Source organism: Laribacter hongkongensis DSM 14985 (genome assembly GCF_000423285.1).
GTDB lineage: Bacteria > Pseudomonadota > Gammaproteobacteria > Burkholderiales > Aquaspirillaceae > Laribacter > Laribacter hongkongensis.
On record NZ_AUHR01000002.1, the window covers coordinates 94,637 to 109,441 of the forward strand.

Annotated in this window: 17 protein-coding genes; 7 read left to right on the forward strand and 10 right to left on the reverse strand. The window is 64.1% G+C overall.

Translation table 11 applies throughout. The features are described from left to right. The first annotated feature begins 36 nt into the window (after positions 1-36). The gene (locus tag G542_RS0101970) at positions 37-780 is read left to right on the forward strand and encodes an amino acid ABC transporter permease (RefSeq protein WP_012697694.1); all 744 of its coding nucleotides are present in this window, start codon (positions 37-39) and stop codon (positions 778-780) included. Positions 781-1,112: 332 nt separating this feature from the next. Here G542_RS0101970 and G542_RS0101975 read toward each other — a convergent pair whose 3' ends face one another. The 4 genes from G542_RS0101975 to rluD form a co-directional block, all read right to left on the reverse strand. Then, positions 1,113-1,322 carry a cold-shock protein gene (locus tag G542_RS0101975; protein WP_012697693.1) on the reverse strand — a complete coding sequence of 70 codons (210 nt, stop codon included), beginning with the start codon at positions 1,320-1,322 and terminating at the stop codon, positions 1,113-1,115. Positions 1,323-1,568: 246 nt separating this feature from the next. Beyond that, entirely contained in the window at positions 1,569-2,114 is a 546-nt protein-coding gene (locus tag G542_RS0101980) for a DUF2946 family protein (RefSeq protein WP_012697692.1), read from the reverse strand. A 1-nt stretch (position 2,115) separates the two neighbouring features. Then, positions 2,116-2,847 carry a peptidoglycan editing factor PgeF gene (gene pgeF, locus G542_RS0101985; RefSeq protein ID WP_027823240.1) on the reverse strand — a complete coding sequence of 244 codons (732 nt, stop codon included), beginning with the start codon at positions 2,845-2,847 and terminating at the stop codon, positions 2,116-2,118. A gap of 4 nt (positions 2,848-2,851) precedes the next feature. Then, positions 2,852-3,901: a 23S rRNA pseudouridine(1911/1915/1917) synthase RluD gene (rluD, locus tag G542_RS0101990; protein WP_012697690.1), complete on the reverse strand. Its 1,050-nt coding sequence runs from the start codon at positions 3,899-3,901 to the stop codon at positions 2,852-2,854. Between rluD and G542_RS0101995 the strand changes: the two genes are divergently transcribed. After that, positions 3,900-4,691 carry an outer membrane protein assembly factor BamD gene (locus G542_RS0101995; protein ID WP_027823241.1) on the forward strand — a complete coding sequence of 264 codons (792 nt, stop codon included), beginning with the start codon at positions 3,900-3,902 and terminating at the stop codon, positions 4,689-4,691. The genes rluD and G542_RS0101995 overlap by 2 nt on opposite strands. Positions 4,692-4,757: 66 nt before the next feature. Next, the gene (locus G542_RS0102000) at positions 4,758-5,498 is read left to right on the forward strand and encodes a YdcF family protein (RefSeq protein WP_027823242.1); all 741 of its coding nucleotides are present in this window, start codon (positions 4,758-4,760) and stop codon (positions 5,496-5,498) included. 12 nt (positions 5,499-5,510) lie between these two features. Here G542_RS0102000 and G542_RS0102005 read toward each other — a convergent pair whose 3' ends face one another. From G542_RS0102005 to G542_RS0102030, 6 genes are all read right to left on the reverse strand, one after another. Then, positions 5,511-6,353, reverse strand: a complete 843-nt coding sequence (locus G542_RS0102005; RefSeq protein WP_012697687.1) for a 23S rRNA (adenine(2030)-N(6))-methyltransferase RlmJ — start codon at positions 6,351-6,353, stop codon at positions 5,511-5,513. Between the two features lie 106 nt (positions 6,354-6,459). Beyond that, positions 6,460-6,804: a carboxymuconolactone decarboxylase family protein gene (locus G542_RS0102010; RefSeq protein ID WP_012697686.1), complete on the reverse strand. Its 345-nt coding sequence runs from the start codon at positions 6,802-6,804 to the stop codon at positions 6,460-6,462. Between the two features lie 64 nt (positions 6,805-6,868). Next, entirely contained in the window at positions 6,869-7,174 is a 306-nt protein-coding gene (locus G542_RS0102015) for an ArsR/SmtB family transcription factor (RefSeq protein WP_012697685.1), read from the reverse strand. Positions 7,175-7,206: 32 nt separating this feature from the next. Then, positions 7,207-7,542, reverse strand: a complete 336-nt coding sequence (locus G542_RS0102020) for a rhodanese-like domain-containing protein (protein ID WP_027823243.1) — start codon at positions 7,540-7,542, stop codon at positions 7,207-7,209. 65 nt (positions 7,543-7,607) lie between these two features. Next, entirely contained in the window at positions 7,608-9,089 is a 1,482-nt protein-coding gene (locus tag G542_RS0102025) for an aldehyde dehydrogenase (protein WP_027823244.1), read from the reverse strand. 137 nt (positions 9,090-9,226) lie between these two features. Then, complete coding sequence (locus G542_RS0102030; protein WP_027823245.1) at positions 9,227-9,772, reverse strand: cupin domain-containing protein; 546 nt, start codon at positions 9,770-9,772, stop codon at positions 9,227-9,229. Positions 9,773-10,014: 242 nt separating this feature from the next. Between G542_RS0102030 and ald the strand changes: the two genes are divergently transcribed. The 4 genes from ald (at position 10,015) to G542_RS0102050 (ending at position 14,777) form a co-directional block, all read left to right on the forward strand. Beyond that, a complete protein-coding gene (gene ald / locus G542_RS0102035) occupies positions 10,015-11,163 on the forward strand; it encodes an alanine dehydrogenase (RefSeq protein ID WP_027823246.1) in 1,149 nt (382 codons plus the stop codon). 38 nt (positions 11,164-11,201) lie between these two features. Beyond that, positions 11,202-11,954, forward strand: coding sequence for a gamma-glutamyl-gamma-aminobutyrate hydrolase family protein (locus tag G542_RS0102040; protein WP_027823247.1), 753 nt, complete (start codon positions 11,202-11,204; stop codon positions 11,952-11,954). Positions 11,955-12,030: 76 nt separating this feature from the next. Beyond that, the gene (locus G542_RS0102045) at positions 12,031-13,365 is read left to right on the forward strand and encodes a glutamine synthetase family protein (protein WP_027823248.1); all 1,335 of its coding nucleotides are present in this window, start codon (positions 12,031-12,033) and stop codon (positions 13,363-13,365) included. A 23-nt stretch (positions 13,366-13,388) separates the two neighbouring features. Then, on the forward strand, positions 13,389-14,777 hold the full coding sequence (locus tag G542_RS0102050) for an aspartate aminotransferase family protein (RefSeq protein ID WP_034984857.1): 1,389 nt from the start codon (positions 13,389-13,391) through the stop codon (positions 14,775-14,777). Positions 14,778-14,805 lie beyond the last annotated feature (28 nt).

Below are 14,805 nucleotides of genomic sequence, written 5' to 3' on the forward strand. Positions count from 1 at the left end.
CATCACTTTGGAATATCCGGGAGAAGAGGGAGTAGTATGGACTTCCGGTTTTCGATGATCGTTGAATACGCCCCGTTGTTTATCGACGGCGTAAAAATGACACTGGGCATTACGGTGATTGCCGTGGTGCTGGGAACCCTGATCGGCCTTTTCATGGGGATGGCCCGGCTGGCCGATGCACGCCACGGCATGGGCAAATATCTTCTGCGCTATTGCGTCAAATGGCCGGCTACAGCGTATGTGACCTTCTTTCGCGGTACACCGCTCTTTGTGCAGATCCTGCTGGTGCACTTCGCACTGATGCCGACCCTGGTTCATCCGGTTGACGGTATCCTGATCAGCGGTGATCTGGCGCGGGAAATCCGCCAGAACTATGGCGCATTCTTTTCCGGCCTGCTGGCCCTGACCCTGAACGCCGGTGCCTATATCACCGAGATTTTCCGGGCCGGCATCCTGTCGATCGACAAGGGGCAGATGGAAGCTGCCCGTTCGCTGGGAATGAGTTATGGCCAGGCGATGAGGTTCGTTGTGGTGCCGCAGGCATTCCGCCGCATGCTGCCGCCGCTTGGCAACGAAGCCATCATGCTGCTCAAGGACAGCTCGCTGGTATCGGCCATTGGCCTTGCAGAACTGGCTTTTGCTGCCCGGACCGTGGCAGGCGTGTACTCGCGCTACTGGGAGCCGTACCTGACCATCTCGTTCATGTATCTGGCCCTGACCATGCTGATGGCGTGGGGGATCGCAGCGCTGGAAAAACGCTATCGCGTGGCCTCGCACTGACGCGGTGGCTGACTGCTGCGGTTGCCTGACTGACGCTGCCTTGTTTCAAGGCAGCGTTTTTTATTGGCTTTTTGCTGGTAGGGCGTGCATGTCCTGAGCCGGATTGATCTTGATCGCCGCATTGCGGCTCTGGCAGGGGCCGCGGCGTGTGTGGATTTCCGGCCGCGAGAAGAAAGGCCAGGCCTGCTTGTTGCGAAAATGTCAGGCAGGTTGCCTGCGAAGCCTTGGAAGCGGGGAGAGCCAAGTAACCAGCCGAAACGGCGGACCCAGGAAGGCGGACGCAAAAAAGCCGCAGCCTTCTTGCTGCGGCTTTATGCTGCCAGGAAAGCGGATCAGGCTTTCTGGATGTTGGCAGCTGCTACGCCTTTCGGACCCATCTTGGTCTCGAAAGTCACGCGTTCGCCTTCGGCCAGGGTACGGAAGCCCTTGGTTTGGATTTCGGTGAAGTGAGCGAAGAGATCATCGCCGCCTGCGTCGGGAGAAATGAATCCGAAACCCTTGGTTTCGTTGAACCATTTTACCGTGCCGGTCTGAGTCGTCATGAGTCGGAAGTCCTGAACAATCACACAATCTGGCAGGCGTGCCTGTTACCGGAAAACGGTAGGAAAAGCTGGCGCCTGCCGCTTCGCAGCCCAAATGGGGAACCGAATCAAGCGTGCGACGAGTGCGACTGAAACTTGCTTCCCTGCGAGAGGGGAGAAGACAGAAACAGACTGGAAGACCTGCTTGAAACGCTGCGACGCGATAGTAACCTGCCCGTGCGGACAGCGGCAATACCGATCTGGGCATCAGGGGTATGGCTGGCGCAGAAACCCGCATTGCATGGGAATGGCCTCCTGGGACACGGTCTGCAAGGGCAGGCAAAAGCGCCCGGCCCGCAATTGCCAGCCGGGGCCGGGACCATGTTCCCAGTCGGCATCGGTCGCCAGTCGGCCTTGCGCATTGATGAAGGAAACCGCAGCCAGATCGGCTCCGTCCAGCAAGGCTGCATGGGCAGTGGCGGCCAGCAGGTAGCAATCGCCGTCAGGTGTCAGGAACGCTTGCCGTGGCTGGAAATCTGCCGGAGTGCCGGTACTAACGCGTCCGTCCGGCATCAGCCTGCAGGTCAGAGGGGCGGTTGCCAGACTGACGAATACCCGCTGCGGCCCGTTCTGGAAAAACCAGGCGCCGCGTTCGTCCGGCTGGTAATTGCGCAGGATGAATTCCAGCGTGGCTGCGTGCTCCAGCCGTTCACCCCGGATCAGCCAGCGGCCCCGGCCATCGCGCGCCAGCCAGCCATAGACATCGGGTACGTCCGGCCATCTGGCCATGGCTTGCTGCACGATGGCATCCATGTCAGTCGGCCAGCCAGATCAGCGATGCCATCCGCCCGGTGCGACCGTCACGGCGGTAGGAAAAATAACGCTCACGCTCGGTCACGGTACAGGCATCGCCGCCATGCACTTCGGTGACACCGCAGGCATTCAGGCGCTGGCGTGCCAGCAGGTAGATGTCCGCCAGATACTTGCCGTCCGGAATGGCGGCAAAGGCGCTGGCTGCCGTCGGGTCATGTGCCATGAAGGCTGCCCGGACTTCCGGCCCGACCTCGAACGCATCCGGTCCGATGGCCGCTCCGAGCCACGCCAGAATGTCACTGGCCGGCACGGCCATCCGGGCAATGGTGGCTTCGATGATGCCGTTGCACAGCCCGCGCCAGCCGGCATGGGCGGCGGCCACGACACTGCCGGACCGGTCGGTCAGCAGCACGGGCAGGCAGTCTGCCGTCATGACGGCGCATACCACGCCAGGCTGGCGCGTGAAGCCGGCATCGGCATCGGGAGGGACGTCCGGTGCGTCTGCACAGGCTTCCTGCACTCCGATGCCGTGAACCTGGTTCAGCCAGAATGGTTCGGCAGGCAGACAGGCCCGCAGGCGGGCCCGGTTTTCGGCGACGGCAGCCGGATCGTCACCCACATGCTGGCCCAGGTTCAGGCTGGCGTAGGGCGCCAGGCTGACACCGCCGTCGCGGGTCGTGATCAGGGTGCGGACGCGGGCAGGAGCCGGCCAGCCGGCAGTCAGGTTCTGCATGGCGTTACTCCTGCGTGTAAATGATTTCCCAGCCGGTCAGGTCGTCCTCTTCATCATCATCCCAGTCATCCGGCTGCTGGGCGTCGCGCATGACCGACAGCAGGTACTGCATGTCCTGCGGCAGACGGGTTTTCCAGCCGACCGGCTTTTTGCTTTCCGGATGGATCAGCGCCAGTTTGGCGGCGTGCAGTGCCTGCCGGCCAAAGTCGTTGATGGCCTCCCGGACTTCCGGTGAGGCCGGCAGCCGCGGGTTGCCATAGAGCGGATCACCGGCCAGCGGGCAGCCGATACTGGCCATGTGCACGCGGATCTGGTGGGTGCGGCCGGTTTCCAGCCGGCACTCGACCAGCGTGTGGTGCTCGAACATTTCCAGCGGCCGCACATGCGTGATGGCCGGTTTGCCGCCAAAGGCCACCACGGCCATCTTCACCCGGGTCTTGGGGTCGCGGCCGATGGCCTTGTCGATGGTGATGTCACCGGCCACGTTGCCGCAGGCGATGGCCCGGTAATGGCGTTTGACCGTACGGGCCTGCAACTGCCTGATGAGGTCGAGCTGGGCGGCCACGGTCTTGGCCACCACCATGAGGCCGCTGGTGTCCTTGTCAAGGCGGTGCACGATGCCGGCGCGCGGGACGTGGGCCAGTTCCGGCACCCGGTACAGCAAGCCGTTGAGCAGGGTGCCGGACCAGTTGCCGTTGCCCGGGTGTGTGACCAGCCCGGCCGGCTTGTTGACGACGAGGATCTGCCGGTCTTCGTAGATCACCGGAATTTCGATGTCTTCCGGGGCAAAGGCCATTTCGTCCAGCGACAGCTGTTCGTCCACCTCGACCTGCTGGCCGAGAACGGTCTTGCTGCGCGGTACGGTGACCGTGCTGCCGTCCACGCGCACGTGGCCGTCCTTGATCCACTGGGTCAGCCGGCTGCGCGACTGGTCGGGCATCAGGGCCGCCAGTGCGGCATCCAGCCGGTCGCCGGCCAATGTATCGGGAATCGTGAGGACACGGGTGTCAACGATATCGTTATAATCGTCGAACTTTGCTACGGATTCGGTCATGAAAAAAATCGCGGTAATGATGCTGATGGCGGCTTGGCTTGCCGGGTGTTCGACCACCTCCGAGCCAGCGGACGAGACGCGCGGCTGGACGGTCGAAAAACTCTATTCCGAGGCGCGCGACGAGCTGAATAGTGGAAATTATACGCGGGCGATCAAGCTCTACGAAACGCTCGAAGCGCGTTATCCGTATGGCCGTTATGCCCAGCAGGCGCAGATGGACCTCGCCTACGCGCACTTCAAGGACCAGGAACCGGCCTTGTCGCTGGCCGCTGCCGACCGCTTCATCAAGCTGCACCCGGCGCACCCGAACGTTGACTACGTTTACTACCTCAAGGGACTGGTCAACTACAACGAAGACGGCGGCATCCTGTCCAAATACACCGGTCAGGACCGGGCCGAGCGTGATCCAAAGGCCGCGCGCGAGGCCTTTACCTCTTTCCGTGATCTGGTCGTGCGCTTCCCGGACAGCAAGTATGCCCCGGATGCCCGGGTGAAAATGCAGAACCTCGTCGACGGCCTGGCCGAACACGAACTCTTTGTTGCGCGCTATTACATGCGCCGCAGCGCCTATCTGGCAGCCGCAAACCGTGCCCAGGGCATGATCAAGGAATTCCCGGATTCGCCGTTTGTCGAAGAATCCTTCGCCATCATGGTGACGGCCTACGACAAGCTCGGCAAAACCACCCTGCGCGACGATACCCGCCGGGTGCTGGAAACCAACTTCCCCAACAGCGTCTACCTGAAAAAGCCGTGGCAGCCGCGTGACGTGCCGTGGTACCAGTTCTGGTAATCCGCAGACTGCCATCCCTGCTGACGCGCCCGCCGGTCGGGCGCGTTGTCGTATCCGGAGACCCGCATGCCTGACTCCTGGCGCGTACTGGCCAGTCGCCTGCTGGACAGCCTGATCCTGCCGCCGGGCGGCATCGTGCTGCTGCTGCTGCTGGTCTGGCTGATGTGGTGGCGCTGGCCGCGTCTGGCGCATCGCGGACTGGCGGCGGCGGCCCTGCTGCTGGCCGTCCTGTCCCTGCCGGTGACGGCGGGCTGGCTCAACCGGACGCTGGAGGCGCATGTGGCCGTCCTGCCGCCGGATGCCCGCTTCGACGCCATCGTGGTCCTGGGGGGCGGCAAACGGCCGCAGGCCGTCGAGTTCGGCGGGGATACCGTCAGTACCGACACCCTGCTGCGCCTGCGTTATGCCGCCAGACTGGCCCGGCAGTCGGGCAAGCCCGTGCTGGTGACCGGCGGGGCACCGCTGGGTGGCCCGCCGGAAGCGGTCCTGATGGCAGCTGCGCTGGCCGAGTGGCAGGTGTCTGCGCGCTGGGTCGAGTCCGCCTCGCTGACCACGGCGGACAATGCCCGGCTCAGTGCCGGCCTGTTGCGGCAGGCCGGCGTGCAGCGCATCGCCCTGGTCAGTCAGGCATGGCATTTGCCACGGGCCATCCGGGCTTTTGAACGCCAAGGACTGACGGTGTTGCCGGCGCCGACCGCGTTTACCCGCCACGAAGAACAGGGCTGGCTGGCCTGGTTGCCCCGCGCGAGTGCCTTGCAGGAAAGCCGGCGCGCCTTGCGCGAATGGCTGGGGCTGCTGTTGACCTGAGCGTTGCCGCTTTCAGTTGATGTGCCAGTCCAGCCGGTAGCCGGCGCCGGCATCGCGTCCCAGCGCCTTCACCAGCCACGGCATCAGCGACTTGAGCGTGTCCGGCAGCGTCCACGGCGGGTTGATGATGAACATGCCGCTGCCTGCCATGCCAAAGCCGTCGCGGGCCGGTGTTTCAACGTGCAGGCTGACGTCCAGCCAGTTCGGTGCCAGACGGCGCAGGGCTTGCGGCAAGGCCTTGGCCTCTGCGCGTTGCAGGCAGGGATACCACACGGCGTACAGGCCGGCCGGAAAGCGTTGCAGGGCAGCGGCCAGCGCCGTTTCGACCTTGTGGTAGTCGCGCTTGTCCTCGTAGGGCGGATCGATCAGCACCAGGGCCCGGCGCGGCGGAGGCGGCAGCACCGACTTCAGTCCGGCAAACCCGTCGGCCAGCGTGACCTGGGCCCGGCGACCGGCGTCGGAGAAATTTTCCGTCAGGATGTTGCCATCGGTCGGATGCAGCTCGAACAGGCGCAGCTTGTCGTCCCGGCGGATGGCCCGGGCTGCGACAAACGGTGAGCCGGGGTAGAAGCGCAGTTCGCCGTCCGGATTCAGGCCGCGCACCAGCTCAACATAGCGAGCCAGCGGTTCGGGCAGGTCGTCGCGCTGCCACAGCGGACCGATGCCGGTGTTGAATTCGGCATTCTTGCTGGCATAGCCTTCGTCCAGCCGGTAGCAGCCGGCTCCGGCGTGCGTGTCGATGTACCAGTAAGGCTTGTCCTTCTGGTTCAGGTAATCGAGCAGCAGCAGCTCGACCGTGTGTTTGAGGACGTCGGCGTGGTTGCCGGCATGAAAGGCGTGGCGGTAAGAAAGCATCGGCCGGTTTCCGGGCAAAGGCGAACGGGCTGCCGTGGGCAGCCCGTTGCGGTGAATCAGGTTGGACGCGAGCTTACCGTGAGCCGGCTCAGCGCGCCAGCCGGCATCAGGCCGAGAACTCCTCGAAAGCCTTGAGTGCGTGGGTCGAGTACATCAGCGACGGACCGCCGCCCATGTAGACCGCAACGGCCAGCACTTCCTCGATTTCGGCGCGGGTGGCGCCCAGCTGGACCAGAGCCTTGACATGAAAACCGATGCAGTCATCGCAGCGGCCGGCCACGGCGATGCCGAGCGCGACAAATTCCTTGGCTTTCTTGTCCAGCACGCCAGGCTTGTTGGCTGCCTGGGCCAGCTGGCCGAAAGCCGTCATTACGTCGGACTGGCTCTGGCGCAGCTGGGCCAGCTCGCCGGATACGGTCTGGGTCAGTTCCTTGTAGGATCCGATAGCCATTATTGATTCTCCTTAATTAGAAAAAAACGAAATAAAGGGCGTGAAAAAGCGGAAATTCCGGTGCTCAGGCCGGGCAGAACATGCGCCGTAGCAATTGCAGCAGGTCGATGACATCCACGCTGGCCAGCCGGTAGTACACCATCTGTGCTTCCTTGCGCGAAGTAATCAGCCCTTCTTCGCGCAGCACGGCCAGATGCTGTGAAAAAGCCGACTGGCTCAGGCTGGAGTCCTGCCACAGTTCGCCGGCACTGGTTTCACCGTCAAGCAGCCGGCAGAGGATAAGAAGCCGCGCCTCATGGCCCAGGGCCTTGAGGAAGCGTGTGGCATCTGCTGCATGGGGAGCCAGTACCGAACTCAGGTTGTTTTTCATTTTACTAATTTAGCTGAAAACGAAATAATGGGTCAAGGCCTGGTCGCGGATTTCTGCTTCAGCTCTTCATAGCCTCCGGCATTGGTGACCCGGGTGTAGCCCATGCCGAGCAGGGTCTGCCGCGCGGCTTCCGAGCGCCGGCCACTGCGGCAGTACAGGGTAATCGGCGTGTCCTTGTCCGGTGCCAGCCGGACGATGTCGCGGGCAATCCGGTCAACCGGCGCGAGCGCGGCGCCGGGCAGGTGACCGGCTTCGTATTCGGCGGGGGTGCGGACGTCGATCAGCAGCGGCTGGCCGGCGGCGAGGGCTGATGTGACCGGTGCCAGCAGCAGGCTCAGGGCGGCAAGGGCGGGTAACAGGCGTTTCATGAGGGTATCTCCAGAAGCAGGCTGCAACAGTATGACTCCGGACGGACGTGCCGGGTTGCAGGGCGTCAGGGTTTGATCAGGGTGGTTTTGAGTTCGGTGTACTTGTCGAGGGCGTGCAGTGATTTGTCCCGCCCGTTGCCCGACTGCCGGAAGCCGCCAAACGGCAGGTTCATGTCACCGCCTTCGTCATAGCAGTTGACCCAGACCGTGCCGGCGCGCAAGGCGCGGGACACCCGGTGGGCGCTGGACAGGCTGCTGGTCCAGACGGCGGCGGCCAGGCCGTAGATGCTGTCGTTGGCGATGCGGATGGCGTCGTCCGGATCGTCAAAACCGATCAGCGTCAGTACCGGGCCGAAGATTTCCTCACGCTCGATGCGGCAGCCTGGAGTGGCCAGAAAGGCTGTCGGATTGACATACCAGCCGCCGGGCACCGGGCTGGCAACATCGCCGCCGAACAGCAGGCTGGCTTCGCGGCGTCCGCTGTCGAGATAGTCCTGCACTTTCCGGAACTGCTGCTCGTCGACGATGGCGCCCATGCGCGTGGCCGGGTCAAGCGGATCGCCCGGCAACCAGCGGCCGGCGGCTGTGCGGACAGCGTCGATCAGCGCGTCCTTCAGGCTGTTGTGGACCAGCACCCGGCTGCCGGCCGAGCACATTTCGCCCTGGTTGAAGAAGATGCCACCGGCAACGGCACGGGCCGCCTGCTCAAGGTCCGGGCAGTCCGCGAGGATCAGCTGCGGTGATTTGCCGCCCAGCTCCAGCCAGGTGCGCTTGAGGTTGCTGGCTGCGGCGTAGCCGGCAATCTGCCGCCCGACGGCGGTCGAGCCGGTGAAGGCCACGCAGTCGACGTCCATGTGTGCGGCCAGCAGGCGGCCGGTGTCACCCGCCCCCGGCAGCACCTGCAACACGCCGTCCGGCAGGCCGGCTTCGGCCGCCAGCGCGGCCAGCCGGATGGCGGTGAGCGGCGATTTTTCGCTGGGCTTGAGGATGACGCTGTTGCCGGCAGCCAGTGCCGGGGCGATTTTCCATGACGCCATCAGCAGCGGGAAATTCCACGGCACGATGGCGGCCACCACGCCGACCGGCTCGCGGGTGACCAGTCCCAGCAGGGACGGGTCGAGCGGTGCCACTTCGCCGCTCCATTTGTCGACGGCTTCGGCGTACCAGGCAAACGTGTAGGCACTGCCGGCCATGTCGACCGCCAGGGCATCGCTGACGGGCTTGCCCATGTCGAGGGTTTCCAGCAGGGCCAGTTCTTCGGCGTGCTGCTCGATCAGGCCGGCCAGCCGCAGCAGCCGTGCCTTGCGCTCGCGGGGCGGCAAACCGGCCCAGTCTCCCCGCTCGAAAGCCTGCCGGGCTGCCTGTACGGCAGCGTCCACGTCGGCAGCACCACACCAGGCGACCTTACCCAGCAAGCGACCGTCCACGGGGGAGAGGCAATCGAAGGTGCGGCCATCGCGGGCATGGCAATACCGGCCGGCGACAAAGGCGCGGGTTTCCGGTTGCAGGCGGGCGGCACGGGCGTGCCAGTCGGTCAGGGTGGTCATCTTCGTGTCTCCTGTGCTGTGTGGCTGCGCCTGCATTCTGTGGCGGGCGGCATGGGAAAGCGTGCTGGTGGTGTTCGGGTTCCGGAAATGTGCCGTCTGGTTTTCCTGCGGATCGTGCCCGGGCCGGCTGACGGCTCTTACAGGGTCGGCGGCGTGCTGGCGCTGACAATCTGCGCCTCTTCGCGGCCGACATTGCGAAAGCGGTGCGGTTCCCGCGAGTCGAAGTAATAGGCATCGCCGGCGCGCAGGACCTGGATATTGCTGCCGACCGTGACTTCCACTTCACCGCGGATCACCAGTCCACCTTCCTGTCCGTCGTGTTGCAGCATGTCCGGGCCAGTGTCGGCTCCGGCTGCGTAGTGCTCGGACAGCAGGGTCATGTCGCGGCGCGGGTGGGCCGCGCCGACCAGCCACAGCTGCATGGTGTCGGTGCCAAGGTTGTGCAGTTCGCCGGCCCGGTAGAACACCTGCTTGTGGCGCGGCTCCACCTCAAAGGTGAAAAAGTCGCCCAGTGTCATGGGCAGCCCTTCCAGCACCTTCTTGAGCGAGCTGATCGACGGGCTGACCCGGTTCTGCTCGATCAGCGAGATCGTGCCGTTGGTCACGCCGGCCCGTTTGGCCAGCTCCCGTTGCGACAGGCCGAATTTTTCCCGCACCACCCTCAGCCGCAGTCCGACGTCCATCCTGTTGTATCCCTGTTGGTCATGCCCGCCACAAGACCGGCTGGCATGTTGATGATTTTAGACAAAAGCATGTCGTCATTTTGACATGGAGCAAAGGTTTGTTGCATGGCAGCAAGCAAGTTGCCGATTTATAAAGAGATTGTATGAAAAAAGCGGGCGGCAGTCCGGGCGGTCATTGTGTATTTTGTTAAACAGGTGTCCTGACAATCTGGTGCAGTTTTTACCCTGTGGAGATTCCGCAAATGCGTATCGGCGTACCGAAGGAAATCAAGATCCACGAGTACCGGGTCGGCCTGCTGCCCTCCGGCGTGCGGGAGCTGACCGCCCAGGGCCACGAGGTCCTGGTGCAGCGGCAGGCCGGAGCCGGCATCGGCTATGACGATGCAGCCTATGTCGCTGCCGGCGCCAGGCTGGCTGATTCGGCCGCAGAGGTGTTTGCCGGAGCCGACATGATCGTCAAGGTCAAGGAACCACAGCCGGTGGAATGCCGTCTGCTGCGCCCCGGGCAAGTGCTGTTTACCTACCTGCACCTGGCGCCGGATCCCGGACAGGCGCGCCTGCTGCTGGAGTCCGGTGCCATTGCCATTGCCTACGAAACGGTGACCGATGCCCACGGCGGCCTGCCGCTGCTGGCGCCGATGAGCGAAGTGGCCGGACGCATGGCGGTGCAGGCCGGCGCCCATTGCCTGGAAAAGGCGCAGGGCGGACGCGGGGTACTGCTGGGCGGCGTACCCGGTGTGGCACCGGCACGGGTGCTGGTGCTGGGGGGCGGCGTGGTCGGTTTCAATGCCGCACGCATGGCAGCCGGACTGGGGGCCGTGGTGACGGTGGTCGACAAGTCGCTGGCCCGGCTCAAGGAAATCGATACGCTGACCAGTGGCCGCATCCATACCTTGGCGTCCAACACCCAGCACATCGAGGACGAGCTGCGCTGTGCCGATCTGGTGATCGGTGCCGTGCTGGTGCCGGGAGCTGCGGCACCAAAACTGGTACACCGCAGCCAGCTGGCGCTGATGAAGCCGGGGGCCGTACTGGTGGACGTGGCGATTGATCAGGGCGGCTGCTTTGAAACCAGCCGGCCCACCACGCATGAGGAACCGGCTTATGTGGTGGACGGCATCGTGCACTACTGCGTGGCCAACATGCCGGGGGCCGTGGCACGCACGGCAACCGAAGCCCTGACCCAGGTCACGCTGCCTTATGTGCTGACACTCGCCGGTCAGGGCGTGGTGACGGCGCTGGAGCGCGACGCGCATCTGCGTGCCGGACTGAACATCTGCCGTGGACAGGTGACGTGTGCAGCGGTGGCCGAAGCCCTGGGTTATCCGCTGCTGCCGGCCGAAGAGGCGCTGGCAGCACTGGCCGACCAGCCGGCAGTACCGGCAAACTGACAGGGTTATTGACCAGACCGGATCTGAAGGAGTCGTACATGCGTCCCGTGATTGCCATTCCCTGTGACCGTCGCATGCTGGGGCAGTATCCCCATCAGGTGGTGGGCGAGAAGTACATCCTGGGAGTGACCGATGGTGCCGGCGGCATGCCGTGGCTGGTACCGGCGCTGGGGGAGCCTGCGTGGCTGGATGATCTCCTCGACCGGGTGGACGGCGTGCTGCTGACCGGCAGTCCGTCCAATGTCGAACCGCATCACTACCTGGGAGAACCCAGTCGGCCCGGCACCCTGCATGACCCGGAGCGTGACGCCACCAACCTGCCGCTGATTCCGAAACTCATCGAACGCGGCATTCCGCTGCTGGGTATCTGCCGTGGTTTTCAGGAAATCAACGTCGCGCTGGGTGGCGAGCTGTACCAGCACGTACAGGAGCAGCCGGGGAAGATGGATCACCGAGCACCGCCCGACGGGACACCCGAAGAGCAGTATGCACCGGCGCACCAGGCAGAGGCGGTGGCCGGTGGCTGGCTGGCCGGATTGCTGGGGCAGGAGCGGTTCATGGTCAATTCGGTGCACCAGCAGGGCGTGAAACGGCTGGCTCCTAGGCTGGTGGCCGAGGCCCGGGCCGAAGACGGGCTGATCGAAGCTTTCCGGGTTGAGGATGCACCGGCATTTGCCTTTGCCGTGCAGTGGCACCCGGAATGGCGCTGTACCGGAAATCCGGTATCGATGGCGATACTGGGTGCGTTCGGCGAGGCCTGCCGGGCGCGCATGCTGTCCCGTTCCGTTTAGGGAACGGCGACAGGGAAGGAGACGGTGCGACACGTATCGCACCGCCCTTCGCAGGGCCTGCACGAGAGAGGGAAGCATGAGCAACGACATCAGCAGCTGGCTGAGGGAACACCGCATCACCGAGGTGGAGTGCATCGTGCCGGACATGACCGGCGTGGCGCGCGGCAAGATCATCCCCAAGGACAAGTTCCTGAGCGAGCCCGACATGCGGTTGCCGGAGGCGGTGCTGATCCAGACCGTGACCGGCGACTATCCGGCAGACAACTATCTCGACCTGACCGATCCGGACATGCTGCTGCGGCCGGACCCGGCCAGCATCCGCTTCGTGCCGTGGGCGACCGATCCGACGGCCCAGCTGATCTATGACTGCTTCCGTTCTGACGGTACCCCCGTGGAAACCTCGCCACGGGCCGTGCTGCGCCGGGTGCTGGACCTCTACACCGAGCGCGGCTGGGTGCCGGTGCTGGCGCCGGAAATGGAGTTCTACCTGCTGTCACCCAACCCGAATCCGGACATTCCCGTCCAGCCGCCGGTCGGGCGGGCCGGACGCGCCGAATTCGGCAGGCGCTCCTATTCCATTGATGCAGTCAATGAATTTGACCCGGTATTCGAGGACATCTACGACTACTGCCACGCCCAGCAGCTGGAGGTGGATACGCTGGTGCACGAGATCGGCACGGCGCAGATGGAGATCAATTTCGGTCATGGCAATCCGATCGATCTGGCCGACCAGGTGTTCCTGTTCAAGCGCACCGTGCGCGAGGCGGCCTTGCGGCACCAGATGTACGCCACGTTCATGGCCAAGCCGATGGAAAGCGAGCCCGGCAGCGCCATGCACATGCACCAGAGCGTGGTATCGCACCAGGACGGGCACAACCTGTTTTCTGCCGCGGACGGATCGGCCACTCCGGCATTTTTCCATTTCATCGGCGGCTTGCAGCGTTACCTGCCGCATGTCATGCCGTTTTTTGCGCCGTACGTGAACAGTTACCGGCGGCTGACGCCGTATACCGCTGCGCCGACCAATGTCGAGTGGGGGTATGACAACCGCACGGTGGGGCTGCGTGTGCCGCATTCCGGGCCGGCGGCCCGCCGGATCGAAAACCGGGTACCCGGCGTGGACTGCAATCCGTACATCGCCATGGCCGCTTCGCTGGCCTGCGGTTATCTGGGCATGGTGGATGCCATCGAGCCGCGTGCTCCGCTGAGTTCCAATGCCTACGACCGGCCGTCGGAGTTTCCGCATGGCACCGAGGATGCGCTGGACCGGTTGCGGCAATGCCGGCCGGTGGCCGAAGTCCTGGGGCCGCGCTTTGTCGAGATGTACATCGCCATGAAAGAGCGCGAATTTGCCGAGTATTTCCGGGTGATCAGCCCGTGGGAGCGCAAGTATCTGTTGCTGCACGTCTAGGTTTTTGTCCGGAGTTTCCGATCATGACTGCCGATCCGCGCCGTACCGAGCATTACCGCGAGCTGGATGCCGCCCATCATCTGCATCCCTTTTCCGACATGGAGGCACTGAACCGGCAGGGCAGCCGGGTGATGGTCAGGGGGGAGGGCATTCATGTCTGGGATTCGGACGGCGTGCGGCTGATCGACGGCATGGCCGGGTTGTGGTGTGTCAACCTGGGCTATGGCCGGCGTGACCTGGCCGAGGCGGCGTATGCACAGCTGTGCGAGCTGCCGTACTACAACACTTTCTTCAAGACCACCCATCCACGGGTGGCCGAGCTGTCTGCCCTGGTGGCCGAGGTAGCGCCGCCCGGCTTCAGTCATGTGTTCTATACCAATTCCGGCTCGGAGGCGGTCGACACCATGATGCGCATGGTGCGCCATTACTGGGCCCTGAAGGGGCAGCCGCAGAAGAAGGTGCTGATCGGGCGCTGGAATGGTTACCACGGCTCGACCCTCGGTGGTGCGAGTCTGGGGGGCATGCCGGCAATGCATGCGCAGGGTGACCTGCCGGTGGCCGATGTCGTGCATGTTGAGCAGCCGTGGTTCCTGAAGCATGGTCTGGACGGTGAAACAGAAGAGGCGTTCGGCCTGCGGGCTGCGCGCTGGGTCGAGGAAAAAATCCTCGAAACCGGAGCCGACCGGGTGGCGGCCTTTGTGGGGGAGCCGATCCAGGGGGCCGGTGGCGTCATCATTCCGCCAGCCAGCTACTGGCCGGAAGTCGAGCGCATCTGCCGCCGTCATGACGTATTGCTGGTGGCCGACGAGGTGATCTGCGGTTTCGGCCGCACGGGGGAGTGGTTCGGGCACCAGCTGTACGGCATCCGGCCGGATCTCTTTACCGTGGCCAAGGGCTTGTCGTCAGGGTATCTGCCGATCGGCGGCGTGGTGGTGGGCGATGAAGTGGCGCAGGTGATCAAGGCCGGCGGGGATTTCAACCACGGGTTTACCTATTCCGGCCATCCGGCATGTGCAGCCGTGGCTGCGGCCAATGTACGGGCCTTGCGCGACGAGGGCGTGGTGGAGCGGGTCCGGCAGGATACCGGACCGTACATGCAGCAACGCTGGCGCGAGGCGTTCGGAGGATTTGCCCATCTGGCGGACATTCGCGGTGTCGGGCTGATCCAGGGGTTTACCTGGGTGCAGGACAAGGAATTGCGACGGCTGTTTCCGAACTGGGGCGAAGTGGGGCTGCTGTGCCGGGACGTGTTTTTCCGGCACAACCTGATCATGCGTGCCTGTGGCGACCACATGGTGGCTGCCCCTCCGCTTGTCATCAATCGTGATGAAGTGGATGCCATGCTGGAAGTTGCGGTGCAGTGCGTGGCCGAAACGGAGTCGGTATTACGGGAACGCGGGCTGATTGACTGAATTTTCTGCCGTGCCCGGACAACATTAG